A 16,522-nucleotide genomic window follows, 5' to 3' on the forward strand; every position below is an offset into this window, starting at 1 on the left:
GATGAAACAGTTGCTCAAGCAGCGCGAACTCCTGCTTCTTGTCATCATCGCTATTCTGGTGGGGCTGTTCGCAAGCCGCGCTCCGGGTTTTGCCAGCGCGCATAATCTGGCAAATATTTTCAACGACACGTCCATCCTCATCATTGTCGCGCTTGGCCAGATGGCCGTGATCCTGACCAAGTCGATTGATCTGTCGGTCGCCGCCAACCTCGCCTTTACCGGCATGGCAGTGGCGATGCTGAATGCGACCTATCCGGGCCTGCCGCTCGTGTTTCTCATTGTGCTGGCAATTGGCATCGGCGCGGTTCTGGGCGCCATCAATGGCATTCTGGTCTGGAAGCTTAACATTCCGGCGATTGTCGTGACACTTGGCACGCTCACCATCTATCGCGGTATGGCCTTTGTGCTCTCCGGCGGCGCATGGGTGAATGCGCATCAGATGACGGCGCCGTTTCTCAACACGCCGCGCACGCCCTTTCTTGGCCTGCCGCTCCTCGGCTGGACAGCAATCCTGATCGTCGCGCTCGTCTATGTGCTGCTGACGCGGACATTCTTCGGTCGCGCCCTTTATGCCTCCGGCGGTAATCCGACCGCAGCCGTCTATACCGGGATCGACGTCGGCCGCACGCGCTTCTTCGCCTTCGTGCTGTCGGGTGCGCTCGCCGGGCTTTGCGGCTATCTCTGGGTGTCGCGCTATGCCGTCGCCTATGTGGATGTTGCAGCCGGTTTCGAACTCGACAGCGTTGCGGCCTGCGTCATTGGCGGTATCTCGACACTTGGCGGGATAGGCTCTGTTGCCGGTGCGGTTCTTGGCGCCCTGTTCCTCGGCGTCATCAAGAACGCCCTCCCCGTCATTGACATATCGCCCTTCTGGCAGATGGCGATTTCCGGCTCCGTTATCATCTTGGCCGTGATCTTCAATGCACGACAGGAAAAGCGGCGCGGACGCATCATCCTGCGCGACAAGGCTGCAAAAACTTACGAGGAGGTTGCGGCATGAATAATGAACAGCGCCGTCATATCCCCGACCGGCTCGGAACGCCATTCTCCCGCATCTTCGCAAGCTGGGAAATGCTTTTGCTTGGCGTGGCGATTGCGATCTTCATCGCGAATTCCTTTGCCTCGCCCTACTTCCTCAATGCCTGGAACCTGTCGGACGCCACGTTCAATTTCACCGAAAAGGCATTGATCGCCTTTGCGATGACGCTTCTCATTATTTCCGGCGAAATCGATCTTTCAGTCGCCGCAATCATTGCGCTCGCCTCGACGGCGATGGGGGCAGCGGCGCAGGCAGGTGTCGGCACACCCGGCCTCGTGATGATCGGCATCGGCACCGGTCTTGTCTGTGGCGCGATCAATGGCGGACTGGTGGCCGGGCTGAAACTGCCATCCATCGTCGTGACCATCGGCACGATGAGCCTTTTCCGCGGTATTTCCTATATTGTCCTGGGCGATCAGGCCTTTGGCGGCTACCCGGCAAGCTTTGCCTATTTCGGACAGGGCTATGTGTTCTGGGTGATCTCTTTCGAATTCGCACTGTTCGTTCTGTTTGCCGTGCTGTTTGGCATACTGCTGCATGCCACCAGCTTCGGTCGCCGCGTCTATGCCATCGGCAATAATGAATTCGCAGCCCGCTTCTCCGGCATTCCGGTCGAGAAAACCAAATTCGTGCTCTTCTTATTGACCGGCGTGATGAGCGGTATCGCCGCCGTCTGCCTGACCTCGCGCCTTGGCTCGACACGCCCATCCATTGCACAAGGCTGGGAACTGGAAATCGTCACCATGGTCGTGCTGGGCGGCGTGTCGATCCTCGGCGGTTCGGGCACAATTGTCGGCGTGGTGATTGCCGCTTTCGTGATGGGTCTCGTGACCTTTGGGCTTGGGCTTCTCAATGTACCGGGCATCGTCATGTCGATCTTCATCGGCCTCCTGCTGATCGTCACCATTTCACTGCCGATCCTCATCCGGCAGTTCAAAACGAGGCGTGCAGCATGACTGGCGAACGCTATGCATTTCGCATGAAGCTCAATCCTGGCATGGAAGCGGAATACCGCCGCCGGCATGACGAGATATGGCCGGAACTGGTGGACCTTCTGCACGAGGCAGGCGTGTCGGATTACGCGATCTATCTCGATGAAGAGACCAATATCCTGTTCGGCGTACTGATACGTAAGCCCAATCACGGCATGGCCGCCCTGCCTGATCATCCGGTGATGAAAAAGTGGTGGGCGCATATGGCGGATATCATGGCAACGAATGCCGATAATTCGCCGGTTTCCGTGGACCTCAAGCCAGTGTTTCACATGCCATGAAGCGCATTGCCATTCTGGATATAGGCAAAACAAACGCTAAAGTCGTTGTGCTTGATGCGGCAAGCGGCGAAGAAATCGTCGCAAACCGCATCTCCAATACGGTGCTGTGCGATGGCCCCTATCCACATTATGACATCGAGGCTCTGTGGCGCTTTTTCCTGAAAAGCCTTGCCGCTTTTGTCAAAGAGCCGGGCTTCGACGCCATTTCCATCACCACGCATGGCGCGGCGGCGGTTCTCGTCGCAGATGATGGCACGCTGGCCATGCCTGTTCTCGACTATGAACTCGACTATCCGGCTGAAATCCGCGCGGCCTATGCGGCCATAAAGCCGGACTTCAAAGATACATTCTCGCCACCGCTGTCGCTCGGCCTTAATCTCGGTGCGCAGCTTCATTATCTGAAGACGGTATTTCCCGCCGATTTTGCGCGGGCGCATTTCATATTCACCTATCCACAATATTGGGCTTGGCGCTTGACCGGTGTCGCCGCTACGGAAGTGACATCGCTCGGCTGTCATACGGATCTGTGGTTGCCGAAGGAAACCGCCTTCTCACCACTTGTCGACCGGCTGGACATTCGCGCAAAATTCCCGCCGCTTCGGTCTGCCTTCGATACGCTTGACGAGGTTCTGCCCGAGATTGCAACAGAGGTCGGTTTTTGCAAAGCCGTGCCGGTTCATTGCGGCATTCACGATTCCAATGCATCGCTACTCGCGCATCTGATGGAGCGGGAGGGCCCGTTCTCGGTCGTCTCGACCGGGACGTGGGTAGTCAGTTTCGCCGTTGGCGGTAATTTAGATGGGCTTGACCCGGAACGCGACACGCTTGCCAATGTCGATGCCTATGGCCGTGCTGTTCCATCCGCCCGTTACATGGGCGGGCGCGAATTCGATATCATGACGGAAGGACTGACCGTCCCCCCGGTCATCGACCAGCCCGATATTGCAGCAAAGGTTCTGGCGCAGCACATCATGGCGCTGCCGTCAGCCGTGCCCGGTTGCGGTCCCTATCCGAGGTCCAATCTTCGCTGGATCAATGCTGACATGGCCAGCGAGGCAGAGCGCTATGTAGCCGCCTGCATCTATGCGGCGCTGATGACGGAAACCTGTCTCCACCTGCTGGGTGCCGATGGACCGGTTATCGTCGAAGGGCCGTTTGCCGGAAACCCGGTCTATCTTGAAGCGCTGGCGAATTTTACGGGACGAGACGTCGAAGCTGTATCAGGATCGACCGGCACGTCGCTTGGTGCCGGATTGCTCGCAGGTGCAACGGTTCCGGAGAAACACGGCAGGATTTTCAGACCGGGCGATGAAGTCTACGCTGCTTACCGAAAGCAATGGATTAGGAATACGGCATAAATTACTGAAACAATATATAATATGCCCGGAAATAAAATGATCTCCGGGCTGCTTTTCCTAACATGTCTTTATCCCAAAAACGGTTCCCACTTTTGGGAGACATGTTCTAGTTCAACGCTTTCTGCCGTGTCTCCACATCGATGAAAAAGGCGATAATACCGGCCAGCGCCAGAAGTCCCGCAAACAGTGCCACGGCGACATAGAAGCTCTGGCTGATGACGAGTGCCAGCGCGGACGGCGCAAGCAAGCCGCCAAGGCGAGCCATCGCGCCCGCCGCTCCCATTCCGCTTGCGCGCAATCCCGTCGGATAAAGCTCCGGTGTGAAGGCATAGAGCGCGCCCCATGTGCCAAGCAGGGCAAAGCTCATGATGAGAATGGATGCACCGACAACCGCTGAACTGTTGGCCACTGTAAAGAGAGCACAGGCCGCAGCGCTGATGAACAGAAAGGTGATCAGCGTCTTCTTGCGTCCCCACGCTTCCACGCCATAGGCGGCGAGTGCGTAGCCCGGCAATTGAGCCAGTGCAACCACGACAAGGAAGCCGTAGCCGCGGACGAAGCCAAAACCATCACCGGCAAGCTTGGCCGGTATCCAGGTGAAAATACCGTAATAGGACACCGAAACGAGAAACCAGATTGCCAGCGTCGTCAGCGTGCGCTGGCGCAGATTTGGCGACAGAAGCTTTTCGCCTGTCACCATAAGGGGCGCTTCTAGCCGGGCCTTCGGCGGCAACTCCGGTTTGCCATTACGGCGAAGCACGCGGTTCATGACCGATTTGGCTTCTTCCGGACGTCCCGATTTCAGAAGATGCATTGGGGATTCCGGCACCCAGAGGCGCAGCCAGATGCCGATGAGCGCCGGTGCAGCAGTGACGATGAAGATATAGCGCCATCCATCTTCTACGCCTGCAAGGCTGGTGGCCCATGCCGCAAGGGCAATGATAACGGTGCCGACCGCCCAGAAACCTTCGAGCATGACGAGCCAACGGCCGCGATTTTTGGCGGGAAGGAATTCGGCCATCATCGCATAGTCGACCGGCAATGTTCCGCCGACTGCCACGCCCGTCATGAAGCGCAGGAAGAGCAAAATACCGAAACTCGGCGCAAATGCCGAAAGCAGTCCGAAAACGGCATCGCAGGCGACAGTGATCAGAAGCACGCGACGGCGACCGTATTTATCCGCCAGTCTTCCGAACACAGCTGCACCGATCAGCATGCCGAGAAAGAACAGCGTGCCGGTCTGCAATGCCTGTGGGACGGTCAGGCCAAAAGTCTTTGCAATGGCAGCACCAGTAAAGCCGACCGCCAGCACCTGCATGGCGTCGGCGGCCCAGACAAGGCCAAACACACCCAGAAGACCGCGCTGAAATGCGCCCGTACCCGCCTGATCGAGCGTCTGTTCGATGGTAACTTTCATGCCGCGACGTGTCCCCTGCTACCGGCTGAAGATATGCTGCCTTTTACAGCGCCGACGATGGGCTGCTGTCAATCGCCCTTTTCAGATATTGCCCGATCTTTTGCCTGCAAATATTCCCAGAAGCTCTCGGCATGGGCCGGAAGTGCCGCATCGTGACGATAGATACGGACCTCGACCGTGAAATCCCAATAGGGATCAGTTGAGGCTGGCACTAGCTCGCCGCGTTGCAGTTCGTCATAGATGAGGCTTTCGGGCAGCCAGGCCATCCCCCAGCCTGCAAGCGCCATGGCCTTCAGACCGATCGACATGGTGTTTTCGTGAACCACCTGACGCTTGAACGCGGTACCGGATGCAAATTTCTGCGACAGGGCAGCGCCAAAGAAGGAAAAGTCACCATAGCTCAGATATGGCAATGGCGCTCCGCTGGCAACGGCATGATCGAGGATCGGGCCTGTCGGAGACGGGCGCGAGACCGGCATCAGCCGTTCCGTGCCGAGTACGATGTACGGAAACTGTGTGCGGTCGATCAGGATCGGCACGGAATTGTGCGCATAGGTCAGGAAGAAATGAACCTCTCCTTCCGTCAGCGTCGCGATATTGTCCTCGAAACCACCCCGATCCGGACTGAGCAGAGAGCGTATGCTGCCAACATCGTCATCGATCTGCTTCAGCCAGTGCGGAAAGAATGTGACTGTCAGCGTGTGCAAGGCTGAAAATGTGAGGACGGGGTTTTGGACCTCGCGGCTCGGCTGCAGTGCCTTGCGTGTGTTGTAGAACTGGCGAACGGTATCCTGCGCGACCGGCAGAAAAGTTCGTCCCTCACGAGTAAGCTCTGCAGGAAAAGTCGCGCGATTGACGAGAGTAACGCCAAGCCAGAGTTCAAGCTGCTTGATGCGACGGGAAAACGCGGATTGCGTCACATGCCGGGTATCCGCCGCGCGCGAGAAACTGGACGTTGCCGCCAGCGCGATGAAGTCTTCCAGCCATTTCAGTTCCATTGGGTCGGGGCCTTTCCAGCAAAGGGCAATAAGGCAGTATGGCAATAGGGCAGTATGTTTGGTTCGGCTCGAACGAGACCTTTTTCCTGCTGCCTTACCCCTTATGCAATTTCTGCATAGTGATTGCAAAACATAGCATTGGCAGCTCCCAAGCTTTTTCCATACCGTCCGGCAAAACTGTTAAACGCGCATCTGTTCCGAAAACCGCTTCACGTTTTTCGGGGTGCGCACAATCAATCACATAGATGTCCGAGGACGTGTTTTGGCCAGGGTAATTTATTTGAACGGCGCTTTCGTTGCTGAGAACGAGGCGAAAGTGTCGGTGTTCGATCGCGGCTTTCTGTTTGGTGACGGTATTTACGAAGTCAGTGCTGTCATCGATGGCCGCCTTGTTGACAACGAACTTCACCTCGCCCGTCTGGAGCGCTCCGTCAGGGAACTCGGAATTCCGTTGCCTGCTTCGCTGGACGCCATTCGCGCCGCACAGATCGAGCTGATGAAGCGCAATGAACTGCATGAAGGCGTCGTCTATATGCAGGTGACGCGCGGCGAAGCCGAACGCGATTTCGTCTATACCGACGACATCAAGCCGAATTTCGTCATGTTCACGCAGGCCAAGAACCTCGCCAGTTCGCCGTCGGTCCAGAATGGCGTAAGGGTGGATGTTGCACCGGATACGCGCTGGGCGCGCCGCGACATCAAGACCGTCATGCTTCTGGCGCAGGTGCTGGCAAAGAAACAGGCCAAGAGCAAGGGCTACCATGAAGTCTGGCTGGTTGAAGACGGCTTCGTTACCGAAGGCGGTTCATCGACGGCATTCATCATCACCAATGACAATGTGCTGGTAACGCGGCCGAATTCGCACGCTATCCTCCCTGGCTGCACGCGTCGCGCCGTGATCAAGATCGCGGAAGAACAGCACCTTCGCATTGAAGAGCGCCTGTTCACGGTCGATGAGGCGAAGGCCGCCAAGGAAGCATTTCTCACGAGCGCATCAAGCTTCGTGACGCCAATCATCGGCATTCAGGATCATACGATTTCCGACGGCAAGCCGGGGCCGATCACCCGCCGTTTGCAGGAGATCTACATGGATATGGCTCGCACGGGATCTGAGCCGGTACTTCAGCCGTAACTAACGAACGGGTTTTGCCTGCAAGGTTGCGAACAAGACCTGTTTTCTGCAAAACGATAGAATCCTAGAGGAAGGCCCGCTGCTGTGGGCTTTCCTCATGCGCATTATCGAGGCCAGCACACGGAAATAACCATGACAGGCAAGGCACGCGACTACGGCATCATCTGCGGCATCATGCAGCCGGGCGAAAACAACGCCATCACCGATGTGCCGGGCGTGCGCGTGGGGCACCACACCTTGCGCAACGGCGATATCAATACCGGCGTGACAGCAATCATCCCGCATGACGGCAACATATATCGCCGCAAGGTGCTGGCCGCTTGCGATGTCATCAATGGTTTTGGCAAAAGCACTGGTCTCGTGCAGGTTGAGGAACTGGGCACGCTGGAAACGCCGATCCTGCTCACCAATACATTTGGCGTCGGAACCTGCGCCAATGCATTGATCCGAGAGGCGATTGCAGGCAATCCCGATATCGGGCGCACCACGGCGACCGTCAATCCGGTCGTTCTGGAATGCAATGACGGTCCGCTCAACGACATTCAGGCCATGGCCGTCACGGAAGCGGATGCGCAGGAAGCCTTGCAGATTGCGGGAACGGACGTTGGTGAAGGCAATGTCGGTGCAGGAACCGGCATGAGCTGTTTCGGTTTCAAGGGTGGCATCGGCACATCCTCGCGCCGGTTCGAACTTGACGGCAAGGTGCATCACCTCGGTGTTCTGGCGCTGACCAATTTTGGCCGCGCCGGTGATCTGGTTCTTCCGGACGGGCGCAGGCCTTCGCCGAAGGCCGAAGCACAGCCGGAAAAAGGTTCAGTCATTCTGGTGCTGGCGACAGATGTTCCGATGGAACACCGCCAGTTGAAGCGCGTGACCCGCCGCTGTGGCGCGGGACTGGCACGCCTCGGTGCATTCTGGGGCCACGGAAGCGGTGATATCGCCATCGGCTTTTCAACGGCTGTGACATTCGACCATGATGAAACGCGTGATATGGTTGAAATCGCGGTGCTCAACGAAAACCGTATCGATACGCTGTTTCGCGCGGCAGTTGAATGCACGGAAGAAGCCGTCCTCAACTCCATGTGCATGGCTGAACCTATGCGCGGACGCGCCGCAAACCGTCGCTCGCTGGCCGACTGGCTGGAAAGCAACAAAGATTAGGCCCGACAACCTCTGACGGGGTCTACATCAAATCCTGATATTTTCTGTGTATTGCCACATTTGGCTTCGATCATTCCCTAATGGTCGAAGTCGAAGGATGGCAATATGCTGCAAAACCGCGACTCGGCGCGACCCATGGCACGCTCCCACGAGTTTGGGCTGCTTAGGCACAACCGTTGCCGGTATAAGGGCGCTTCGTTTTCGGGGCAGTCATATGCCGAATCGATGACAGCGCTGAAATTTCAGGACCAATTTTTTGACGACATCGTTTGTTCGCCTGACTGTACTGGGAAGTATCCTGCCATTGCTGGCGGCATGCGTCACCGTTGGTCCTGACTATCAGAAGCCAAATGTGCTGACGCCTGCTGGTTGGAACAGCAAGGCTGACAAGCGTGCCCCTCAATTGGGTGATTGGTGGAAAAACCTGAAAGACCCGGTTCTGGATCAGCTGATAGCGGACGGAATTGCCGGTAGCCCGGATGTTGCTACTGCAAAGGCGAAGGTGCGGCAGACCCGCGCCAATTACACCTCGGCCGGTGGCGCGCTTTATCCGCAGTTGGATGGAAGCGGAAGCTTCACGCGATCTGACAGTGGAACTACTCTTGCCTCCAATCAGTCGAGCATGGGTTTTAAAACCCAATGGGAACTCGATCTTTTCGGCGGCAACAGGCGCGGTGTGGAAGCAGCCTACTACAATGTCGAATCCGCAAATGAGCAATTGCGGGCAGCGCTCGTTACGCTGATCGGCGACATCGCAACCAACTATGCAAACTTGCGCGGTGCGCAGGCCAATATTGCCATTGCGCAGCGCAATGCGGCGTCCCAGCGGCAGACCGTAGCACTGACACGCAGCCAGCTGGAAGCCGGACAAATCTCGCAGGTCGATCTTTTGAGCGCCGAGACACAGGCAGCTTCGACTGAAGCCCAGATACCGGGTCTGCGGATCAGCTACGCCCAATATCTCAATCAGTTATCTGTGTTGACGGGCCGGTCTTCTTCGGCACTGGCGAGCGTTCTGGACAAATCACGTCCGATACCCGCGATCCCACGCAAAATTTCAGCCGGCCTGCCTGCCGATTTGCTGCTCAGCCGCCCGGATGTCCGCGCAGCGGAACGCGATTATGCAAGTTCAACTGCCAGCATCGGCCAGAAGCAGGCCCTGCTCTATCCAAGCATTTCGCTCACCGGTAACATCAACACCGGCGGCGCCAATTTCGGTGACCTTGGAAAACTGTCGACAATCAGCTGGGCTTTCGGTCCAAGTTTGAGCGTACCGATCTTCCATGGCGGCCAGCTGAGTGCGGATGTCGACGCGGCGAAAGCGGCACGCGACCAGTCGTTTATCGCCTATCGGAAGTCCATCCTGACGGCGCTCAGCGAAGTCGAGAATGCCAGCGTATCGCTCAACCAGAACCGTTTGCGCACCGCGCAGCTACAGAAAATCGTTGGCAACAGCCGCAAGATCAACGAGCTGACGCTGGAACAATATAGAGCTGGCACGAAGAGCTTCGTTGATGTGCTGACGGCGCAGCGCGACCTTCTGAGCGCAGAAACCAACCTTAGTCAGGCCCGGACCGATCTGGTCCTGAATTATGTCGCCCTGCAGAAAGCACTGGGTGGTGGCTGGAACGGCATCATTGATGTTGCGAAACCTGAAGTCGTTGACGGCTATACAGGTCCGCGTATCGTCAAGACCCCGCCGCTTCCTCCGCTGACAACCGATAAGAGACCACTATGAAACCCAAGTCGAAACGCCGTTTTCGCTGGCGCCTGTGGCTGGCCATCCTCATCGCATTGCTGATCGTGGGCTATTTTGTCGTCCGCTCCCTCACGAAAGAAGAACCTCTGCCCGCCACGACTGAAATCAAGCGCGGTGAGATCGAAAGTTCGGTTCTTGCAACGGGTACTTTGCGGCCTAAAAACCTGGTTGCCATCGGTGCGCAGGCGACAGGCCGCATTCTCTCGCTCAAAGTCAAACCGGGCCAGCAGATAAAGGCCGGCGAAGTCGTTGCCCTGATTGACTCGACCAATCAGCAGAACGAGCTGAACAAGGCCCAGGCATCGCTTCGCCAGAACGAAGCCACCCGTGCACAGAACCTTGCCGATCTGGAGCTGGCCAGGCAGGATCTGGCGCGAAACCAGATGATGATCGGCAAGAATGCCGTTGCACGTGCGGATTACGACAAGGCGGTCAGCACCGTAAAGTCGAAGGAAGCACAGGTCGCCAACAGCGAAGCGGCGATTGCGGCGGCGAAAGTCGACGTCCAGATCGCCGAAACCAATCTCGCTTATACTCGCATCACAGCGCCCATTGACGGCACGATCCTTGCGACGGTGGTTCAGGAAGGCCAGACCGTTAACGCGCAGCAAAGCGCGCCGACGATCGCTATTCTCGGACAGCTCGACACGATGACCGTCGAGGCGGACATTTCGGAAGCGGATGTTACTCAGGTTCGCGAAGGAATGCCGCTTTATTTCACCATATCGGGACAAAACCTGAAGCGTTATGACGCGACGCTGGAAAAGATTGAACCGGCTCCGGATTCTATCGTCAGTGACAAAAGCTTCACGACAACGGCTGTGAGCGCATCGAGCTCGGCGACTGCCTCGGCCATTTACTACAAGGGTATTTTCAGCGTTCCCAATCCGGATGGGCTGCTCAGAACCTACATGACGACCGAAGTTCATATTCTGCTTGCGAAGGCAAAAGACGCCTTGATTGCGCCTGTGACCGCTCTCAAGGACACGAGTGAACCGGGCAAGGCCACGGTTCGCGTGGTGACAAGCGCCAACAAGATCGAAGAACGCACGGTCGAAACTGGCATTACCGACAAGGTCAACACCGAAATCCGTTCGGGTCTGAACGAGGGGGATAAGGTCGTGACCGATAATCAGGTTACTGCTCCTGCCCCGGACAGTTTCTGACATGAGCGATACGCCGCTTCTCTCGCTCAAGGGCGTTTCCCGACAATATCCGTCGGGTGACGACTTCACGACGGTTCTGAACCATGTGAACCTGACCATCGAGCGCGGAGAGATGGTGGCGATCATTGGCGCGTCGGGTTCGGGCAAATCCACGCTGATGAATATTCTCGGCTGTCTGGATCGTCCGTCGGAAGGCGAATATCTGATTTCCGGTCGCGCTACGTCGGAGCTTGAAGCTGATGAGCTGGCACAATTGCGGCGTGAGCATTTCGGTTTCATTTTTCAGCGCTATCATCTGCTTGGTGAACTGGACGCCGTAGGCAATGTCGAGATCCCGGCCATCTACGCAGGTCAGAAAAAGGCGGAACGGCGCGAAAAGGCTGAAATGATCCTTCAGCGGCTTGGTATGGGTGAACGCACCCATCACCGGCCCAGCCAGCTTTCCGGGGGCCAGCAGCAGCGCGTTTCCATCGCTCGCGCCCTTATCAACGATGCTGATGTTATTCTGGCGGACGAGCCCACGGGTGCGCTCGACAGCCATAGTGGCGAGGAAGTCCTTGGTATCCTTCAGGAACTGAACCGCGAAGGACGCACCATCGTCATCGTCACGCATGACCGGCAGGTTGCAGCGCGGGCGCAGCGCATCATAGAAATTCGCGATGGCGAAATCATCTCCGACACACGTAACGGTGAGACCGAGCGGCGAGTGATGTCTGTGCCGGTTGAGCAGCAGCAGGCCAAGCCAAGACTGCTCGCCGGGCTTCGCGACCGCTTCAACGAGGCATTCGCGATGGCGCTCCGGTCGATGAATGCGCATCGGCTGCGCACGTTTCTGACGATGCTCGGCATCATTATCGGCACGGCATCTGTCGTCTGCGTCGTGGCCCTGGGACAAGGGTCACAGCGGCAGATTCTAGAGCGGATCAGCGATCTTGGCACCAATACGCTTTACATCAGTCCCGGCAGGGGATTTGGCGACCTGAAAGCCGCGCAGATCACGACGCTCAATCTGGACGATGCCAAGGAGATCGCGAAACTGCCCTATGTGGTGGCTGCGACGCCATCCGGTTCGACAAGCTCAACGATCCGTGTCGGCGACAAGGAAGTCAGCGTTTCGGTGAACGGTGTGGGTGCGGAATATTTCGTCACACGCAACAGTAAGTTGCTCGAAGGCCGGTTTTTCGATCAGCGCAATGTCGATGATCTGGAACAGGTGGCCGTGGTTGATGAAACAGCCAAGACGACACTCTTTCCCCATGAAGTAGGCTCTGTCATCGGCAAGATCATCCTTTTGAACAAAGTGCCAGTGCGCATCGTCGGTGTCGTCAAGGCCGAGGAACGCGGACCGGGTGGCGCGCAAACGCTTGAAGTCTACCTGCCCTACACGACTGTGCAGACACGCATGACCGGCTCACGTTCATTGCAGATGATCCTCGTTCGCGTCGCCGACACAATGGACCCGTCGGAAGCCGAAAAACTGATTACGGCTTTCCTGACCAAACGGCATGGCGAGAAGGACTTCTCAGTCTTCAATACCGACAGCCTGCAAAAGACCATTCAGGCCACCACAGCGACGCTTGCCCTTCTCGTGTCCAGCATTGCAGGCATATCGCTTTTTGTCGGCGGCATCGGTGTCATGAACATCATGCTTGTCGCCGTATCGGAAAGAATCAACGAGATCGGTGTCCGCATGGCCATTGGCGCACGCCAGAGCGATATCTTGCAGCAGTTCCTGATCGAGGCGATTCTCGTCTGTCTGATTGGCGGCGTGCTTGGTGTTCTCATCGCTGCCGGATTCGGCCTGCTGTTTGCGCAGTTCAGTTCGATGTTCCAGCTCATCTATTCTCCCGCCTCCATCGTGGTTGCGCTTGTCTGCTCGAGCCTGATCGGCATCGGATTCGGCTTTATTCCGGCTCGCAACGCCTCCAAACTCGATCCGGTCGTCGCCCTCGCACGGGACTGATCGGTGAGTCTCTGACTTGACGGCTCTCTGCCGCCGGATGCCGTTCACGGCTGCAGAATTAACAGGCAGCGGAAACTACCCTTGATTGTTGCATTGCGCATAAATCAATATAAGAAATATCTTTATTAGATTGATATTGTTGATTTTATATATGCAACCGAAGGTAATATAGCCTTTGGGAGGCTATGCATGAGGATATATGTCCCGCAAGAAATTTCTGTCTTTTGGGTCGTTTCGGAAGGGGGTTGTTAACCTTCATTTTTTATTACTTGGGCTCATTCAGGCGACAGTATCTATGGTTCAGGTATCATGCGTAATTTGAGAGAAAATTTCCCCCAGTCTACAGGAAATCGTGCAGAGAACGCTCAGGACCCGAAGCAGCCTAGCGGTCAGGCGGGCAGTCAAAATCCCGCCAGTGACGATGCCTGGAAAATCCATTTTTCGCTCGGTGCGAATGTTCGTTTTACCCGCACGCCAGAAGTTGAGCTTTTGCGTCGTCGCGGCGAGGAACTCCCGAGCATCAATGAGCGCACTCAAACTGAATCTGCGCCAGAGATCAGTGTCGAGAAGGTTGCCGAAGCCCAGCCTATGGCTGTCGCAAAATTGCAGAAGACCGTATCGCAGAGCATGGTTCGCTCGCCAATAGCACCGGTGCCGCCTGCAATGCCTTTGGTTCCTGTGACAGTTGTTGCAGCTCCTGCAGAGCCCGCTCTGGAAGTAGCCCCAGTTGCGGTTGAACCGGTCGCGGCTGACATTGTAAATCCGGCCCAGCCATCGGCCTTCACCTATCTTTCAGACTTCGCTTTCTGGGAAGGTTGCGACATCGATACGGCACTTGTGCCTGCGGAGCCTCTGGTTTCTGCTGTTCCAGCAGAACCGCGCAAGCCTTTGCCGACCGTTGAATCCATTCTGGCACAGTTCCGTATTCGCGAATGGAACAAGCAACCGGAGCCAGCTGCAGTCGCCCCGATTCAGCCAGTCGTAGAGACACCGGCTGCCCTTGCGCCAGTTGAAACAGTTGCACCGAAACCTGTTGCCACTGTTCGGATCGAAACGCCCGCGCCGCAGCCGATTGTGGCTACGCCTGAGATCGCACCCGAAGTTGTTGGCGAAGCCACCGAGGACGAAGTCGTGCTCACCGTTGCGGAAGCGGAAGAACATGTCGTCGAGGAAGTAGTGGTTCCAGAGCCGGTCGTCGAAAAGCCCGCCCCGGTCAAGGCAGCGCCTTCGATTGCATTGTACCAGCCGCAGCCCCTCCCCCGTGCCGAAGCGCCTGTCATTCACGGCAGCTATGAATTTCCGCCGCGAGACCTCTTGCAGATGCCGCCCGAACAGGACGGAAATGTCATCACGCAGGAAATGCTGGAACGCAGCGCGGGATTGCTTGAAAGCGTGCTGGAGGATTTCGGCGTGCGCGGCGAGATCATTCATGTTCGCCCTGGTCCGGTCGTTACGCTCTACGAGTTTGAACCGGCGCCTGGCGTCAAGTCCTCGCGCGTCATCGGCCTTGCCGATGATATCGCCCGCTCCATGTCGGCGCTTTCCGCCCGCGTGGCTGTGGTTCCCGGCCGCAATGTCATCGGCATCGAACTGCCGAATGCCAATCGCGAAACCGTTTACCTGCGTGAAATGATCGATAGCCGTACCTTTGAGGCATCGAACTACCGTCTGCCGCTTTGCCTCGGCAAGGGTATTGGTGGCGAGCCGATCATCGCTGAACTGGCCAAGATGCCTCACCTTCTGGTGGCAGGCACCACCGGCTCAGGTAAGTCGGTCGCCATCAACACGATGATCCTGTCGCTGCTCTACCGTTTCAAGCCGGAAGAATGCCGCCTGATCATGGTCGATCCGAAGATGCTGGAACTGTCCATCTATGACGGTATTCCACATCTGCTGACCCCGGTTGTTACCGATCCGAAAAAGGCCGTCGTCGCTTTGAAATGGGCCGTGCGCGAGATGGAAGAACGCTATCGCAAGATGGCCCGCCTTGGCGTGCGTAACATCGAAGGCTTTAATGCCCGCGCCGCCTCGGCCAAGGGCAAGGGCGAAACCGTGATGTGCACGGTGCAATCCGGCTTCGACAAGGAAACGGGTGAAGCGACCTATATTCAGGAAGAGCTCGACCTGACGCCCATGCCGTACATCGTGGTCATCATCGACGAGATGGCCGACCTGATGATGGTTGCTGGCAAGGATATTGAAGGTGCTGTCCAGCGTCTTGCCCAGATGGCCCGCGCCGCCGGTATCCACCTCATCATGGCAACGCAACGCCCTTCGGTCGATGTCATTACCGGCACGATCAAGGCAAACTTCCCGACCCGCATCTCGTTCCAGGTCACCTCGAAGATCGACAGCCGCACGATCCTCGGTGAAATGGGTGCCGAGCAGCTTCTCGGTCAGGGCGACATGCTTCATATGGCAGGCGGCGGACGCATCGTCCGTGTCCATGGCCCGTTCGTTTCCGATGAAGAAGTCGAAAAAGTGGTCAACCACCTGAAGGAACAGGGACGTCCGGATTATCTGGCGACCGTCACGGAAGACGAGGAAGACGAAGACGCAACGCAGGAAGCAGCAGTTTTCGATGCAACCTCGATGGGTTCGGAAGATGGTGACGACGTATATGAACAGGCCATCAAGGTCGTGATGCGCGACAAGAAGTGCTCCACATCCTATATCCAGCGCCGCCTCGGTATCGGTTATAACCGTGCTGCCTCGCTCGTGGAGCGTATGGAGAAGGACGGTCTGGTCGGCCCTGCCAATCATGTCGGCAAGCGCGAGATCCTGACGGGCAACCGCGACTGATCACTGCTAAATCCAAGTTAAAAAAAGCCGGATCGCACATGCGATTCGGCTTTTTGCTGTGCCTTGCCAATGGGTTGGAAACTGTTGCGCCAATGCGCTTGTCAAGATGTAAAATTTGGTTAATACTTAGTTCATTCGTACATTCTTGATAATCGGTCGAGATAGCCTCGAAAGCGGTCTCGCGCCCAGAAGATAGGGAGAATGATCGATGAAGAGCATTATTATCGGTCCTGCGGCTACCGAAAAGGATCGTACAGTTACGCAGCAGATTTTGCTGCGCATTCACGAGCAGATGCCAAAGCCCTCCGAAGACAAAACACAGGTTTGCAACGTATTGCGCCTGTCGAAGGGTGGCTATTCGCACCGCAGACGCAGAATTCATAAACTAGCCTGAGTTTAATTAATCGTATCACGTTTTTCTTCAGCGTCGCTCGCATCCCAGCGCAGCAGGCGC

12 protein-coding genes and 2 pseudogenes are annotated in these 16,522 nt (G+C 56.8%); 12 read left to right on the forward strand and 2 right to left on the reverse strand.

What is annotated here, in order from left to right:
* The first annotated feature begins 1 nt into the window (after position 1).
* Genes FG152_RS13765 through FG152_RS13780 form a run of 4 tightly spaced genes read left to right on the forward strand, consistent with a single transcriptional unit; the run spans position 2 to position 3,670 of the window.
* The gene (locus tag FG152_RS13765; protein WP_010658766.1) at positions 2-1,000 is read left to right on the forward strand and encodes an ABC transporter permease; all 999 of its coding nucleotides are present in this window, start codon (positions 2-4) and stop codon (positions 998-1,000) included.
* The gene (locus FG152_RS13770) at positions 997-1,995 is read left to right on the forward strand and encodes an ABC transporter permease (RefSeq protein ID WP_010658765.1); all 999 of its coding nucleotides are present in this window, start codon (positions 997-999) and stop codon (positions 1,993-1,995) included. Before FG152_RS13765 ends, FG152_RS13770 begins: the two co-directional genes overlap by 4 nt.
* Complete coding sequence (rhaM, locus tag FG152_RS13775) at positions 1,992-2,312, forward strand: L-rhamnose mutarotase (protein ID WP_010658764.1); 321 nt, start codon at positions 1,992-1,994, stop codon at positions 2,310-2,312. The genes FG152_RS13770 and rhaM overlap by 4 nt, the downstream gene beginning before the upstream one ends.
* Complete coding sequence (locus FG152_RS13780; RefSeq protein WP_010658763.1) at positions 2,309-3,670, forward strand: FGGY-family carbohydrate kinase; 1,362 nt, start codon at positions 2,309-2,311, stop codon at positions 3,668-3,670. The genes rhaM and FG152_RS13780 overlap by 4 nt, the downstream gene beginning before the upstream one ends.
* A 106-nt stretch (positions 3,671-3,776) precedes the next feature.
* Here FG152_RS13780 and FG152_RS13785 read toward each other — a convergent pair whose 3' ends face one another.
* Both FG152_RS13785 and FG152_RS13790 read right to left on the reverse strand, forming a co-directional pair.
* A complete protein-coding gene (locus FG152_RS13785) occupies positions 3,777-5,087 on the reverse strand; it encodes an MFS transporter (protein ID WP_010658762.1) in 1,311 nt (436 codons plus the stop codon).
* 68 nt (positions 5,088-5,155) lie between these two features.
* On the reverse strand, positions 5,156-6,085 hold the full coding sequence (locus FG152_RS13790; RefSeq protein WP_010658761.1) for a LysR family transcriptional regulator: 930 nt from the start codon (positions 6,083-6,085) through the stop codon (positions 5,156-5,158).
* A 262-nt stretch (positions 6,086-6,347) separates the two neighbouring features.
* Between FG152_RS13790 and FG152_RS13795 the strand changes: the two genes are divergently transcribed.
* From FG152_RS13795 to FG152_RS13830, 8 genes and pseudogenes are all read left to right on the forward strand, one after another.
* On the forward strand, positions 6,348-7,217 hold the full coding sequence (locus tag FG152_RS13795; RefSeq protein WP_029375951.1) for a D-amino-acid transaminase: 870 nt from the start codon (positions 6,348-6,350) through the stop codon (positions 7,215-7,217).
* A 132-nt stretch (positions 7,218-7,349) separates the two neighbouring features.
* Positions 7,350-8,378, forward strand: coding sequence for a DmpA family aminopeptidase (locus tag FG152_RS13800; protein WP_151576592.1), 1,029 nt, complete (start codon positions 7,350-7,352; stop codon positions 8,376-8,378).
* A gap of 256 nt (positions 8,379-8,634) precedes the next feature.
* Entirely contained in the window at positions 8,635-10,116 is a 1,482-nt protein-coding gene (locus tag FG152_RS13805) for an efflux transporter outer membrane subunit (protein WP_122241941.1), read from the forward strand.
* Positions 10,113-11,303, forward strand: coding sequence for an efflux RND transporter periplasmic adaptor subunit (locus tag FG152_RS13810; protein ID WP_010658757.1), 1,191 nt, complete (start codon positions 10,113-10,115; stop codon positions 11,301-11,303). The genes FG152_RS13805 and FG152_RS13810 overlap by 4 nt, the downstream gene beginning before the upstream one ends.
* Position 11,304: 1 nt before the next feature.
* Entirely contained in the window at positions 11,305-13,266 is a 1,962-nt protein-coding gene (locus FG152_RS13815; protein ID WP_010658756.1) for a MacB family efflux pump subunit, read from the forward strand.
* 309 nt (positions 13,267-13,575) lie between these two features.
* A pseudogene (locus FG152_RS13820) lies at positions 13,576-13,936 on the forward strand (DNA translocase FtsK); the annotation flags it as partial.
* Positions 13,937-14,043: 107 nt separating this feature from the next.
* A pseudogene (locus FG152_RS13825) lies at positions 14,044-16,068 on the forward strand (DNA translocase FtsK); the annotation flags it as partial.
* A gap of 208 nt (positions 16,069-16,276) precedes the next feature.
* Positions 16,277-16,462: a hypothetical protein gene (locus tag FG152_RS13830; protein ID WP_010658754.1), complete on the forward strand. Its 186-nt coding sequence runs from the start codon at positions 16,277-16,279 to the stop codon at positions 16,460-16,462.
* Positions 16,463-16,522 lie beyond the last annotated feature (60 nt).

Source organism: Ochrobactrum sp. XJ1 (assembly GCF_024701725.1).
In the GTDB taxonomy this organism is placed as follows: domain Bacteria; phylum Pseudomonadota; class Alphaproteobacteria; order Rhizobiales; family Rhizobiaceae; genus Brucella; species Brucella anthropi.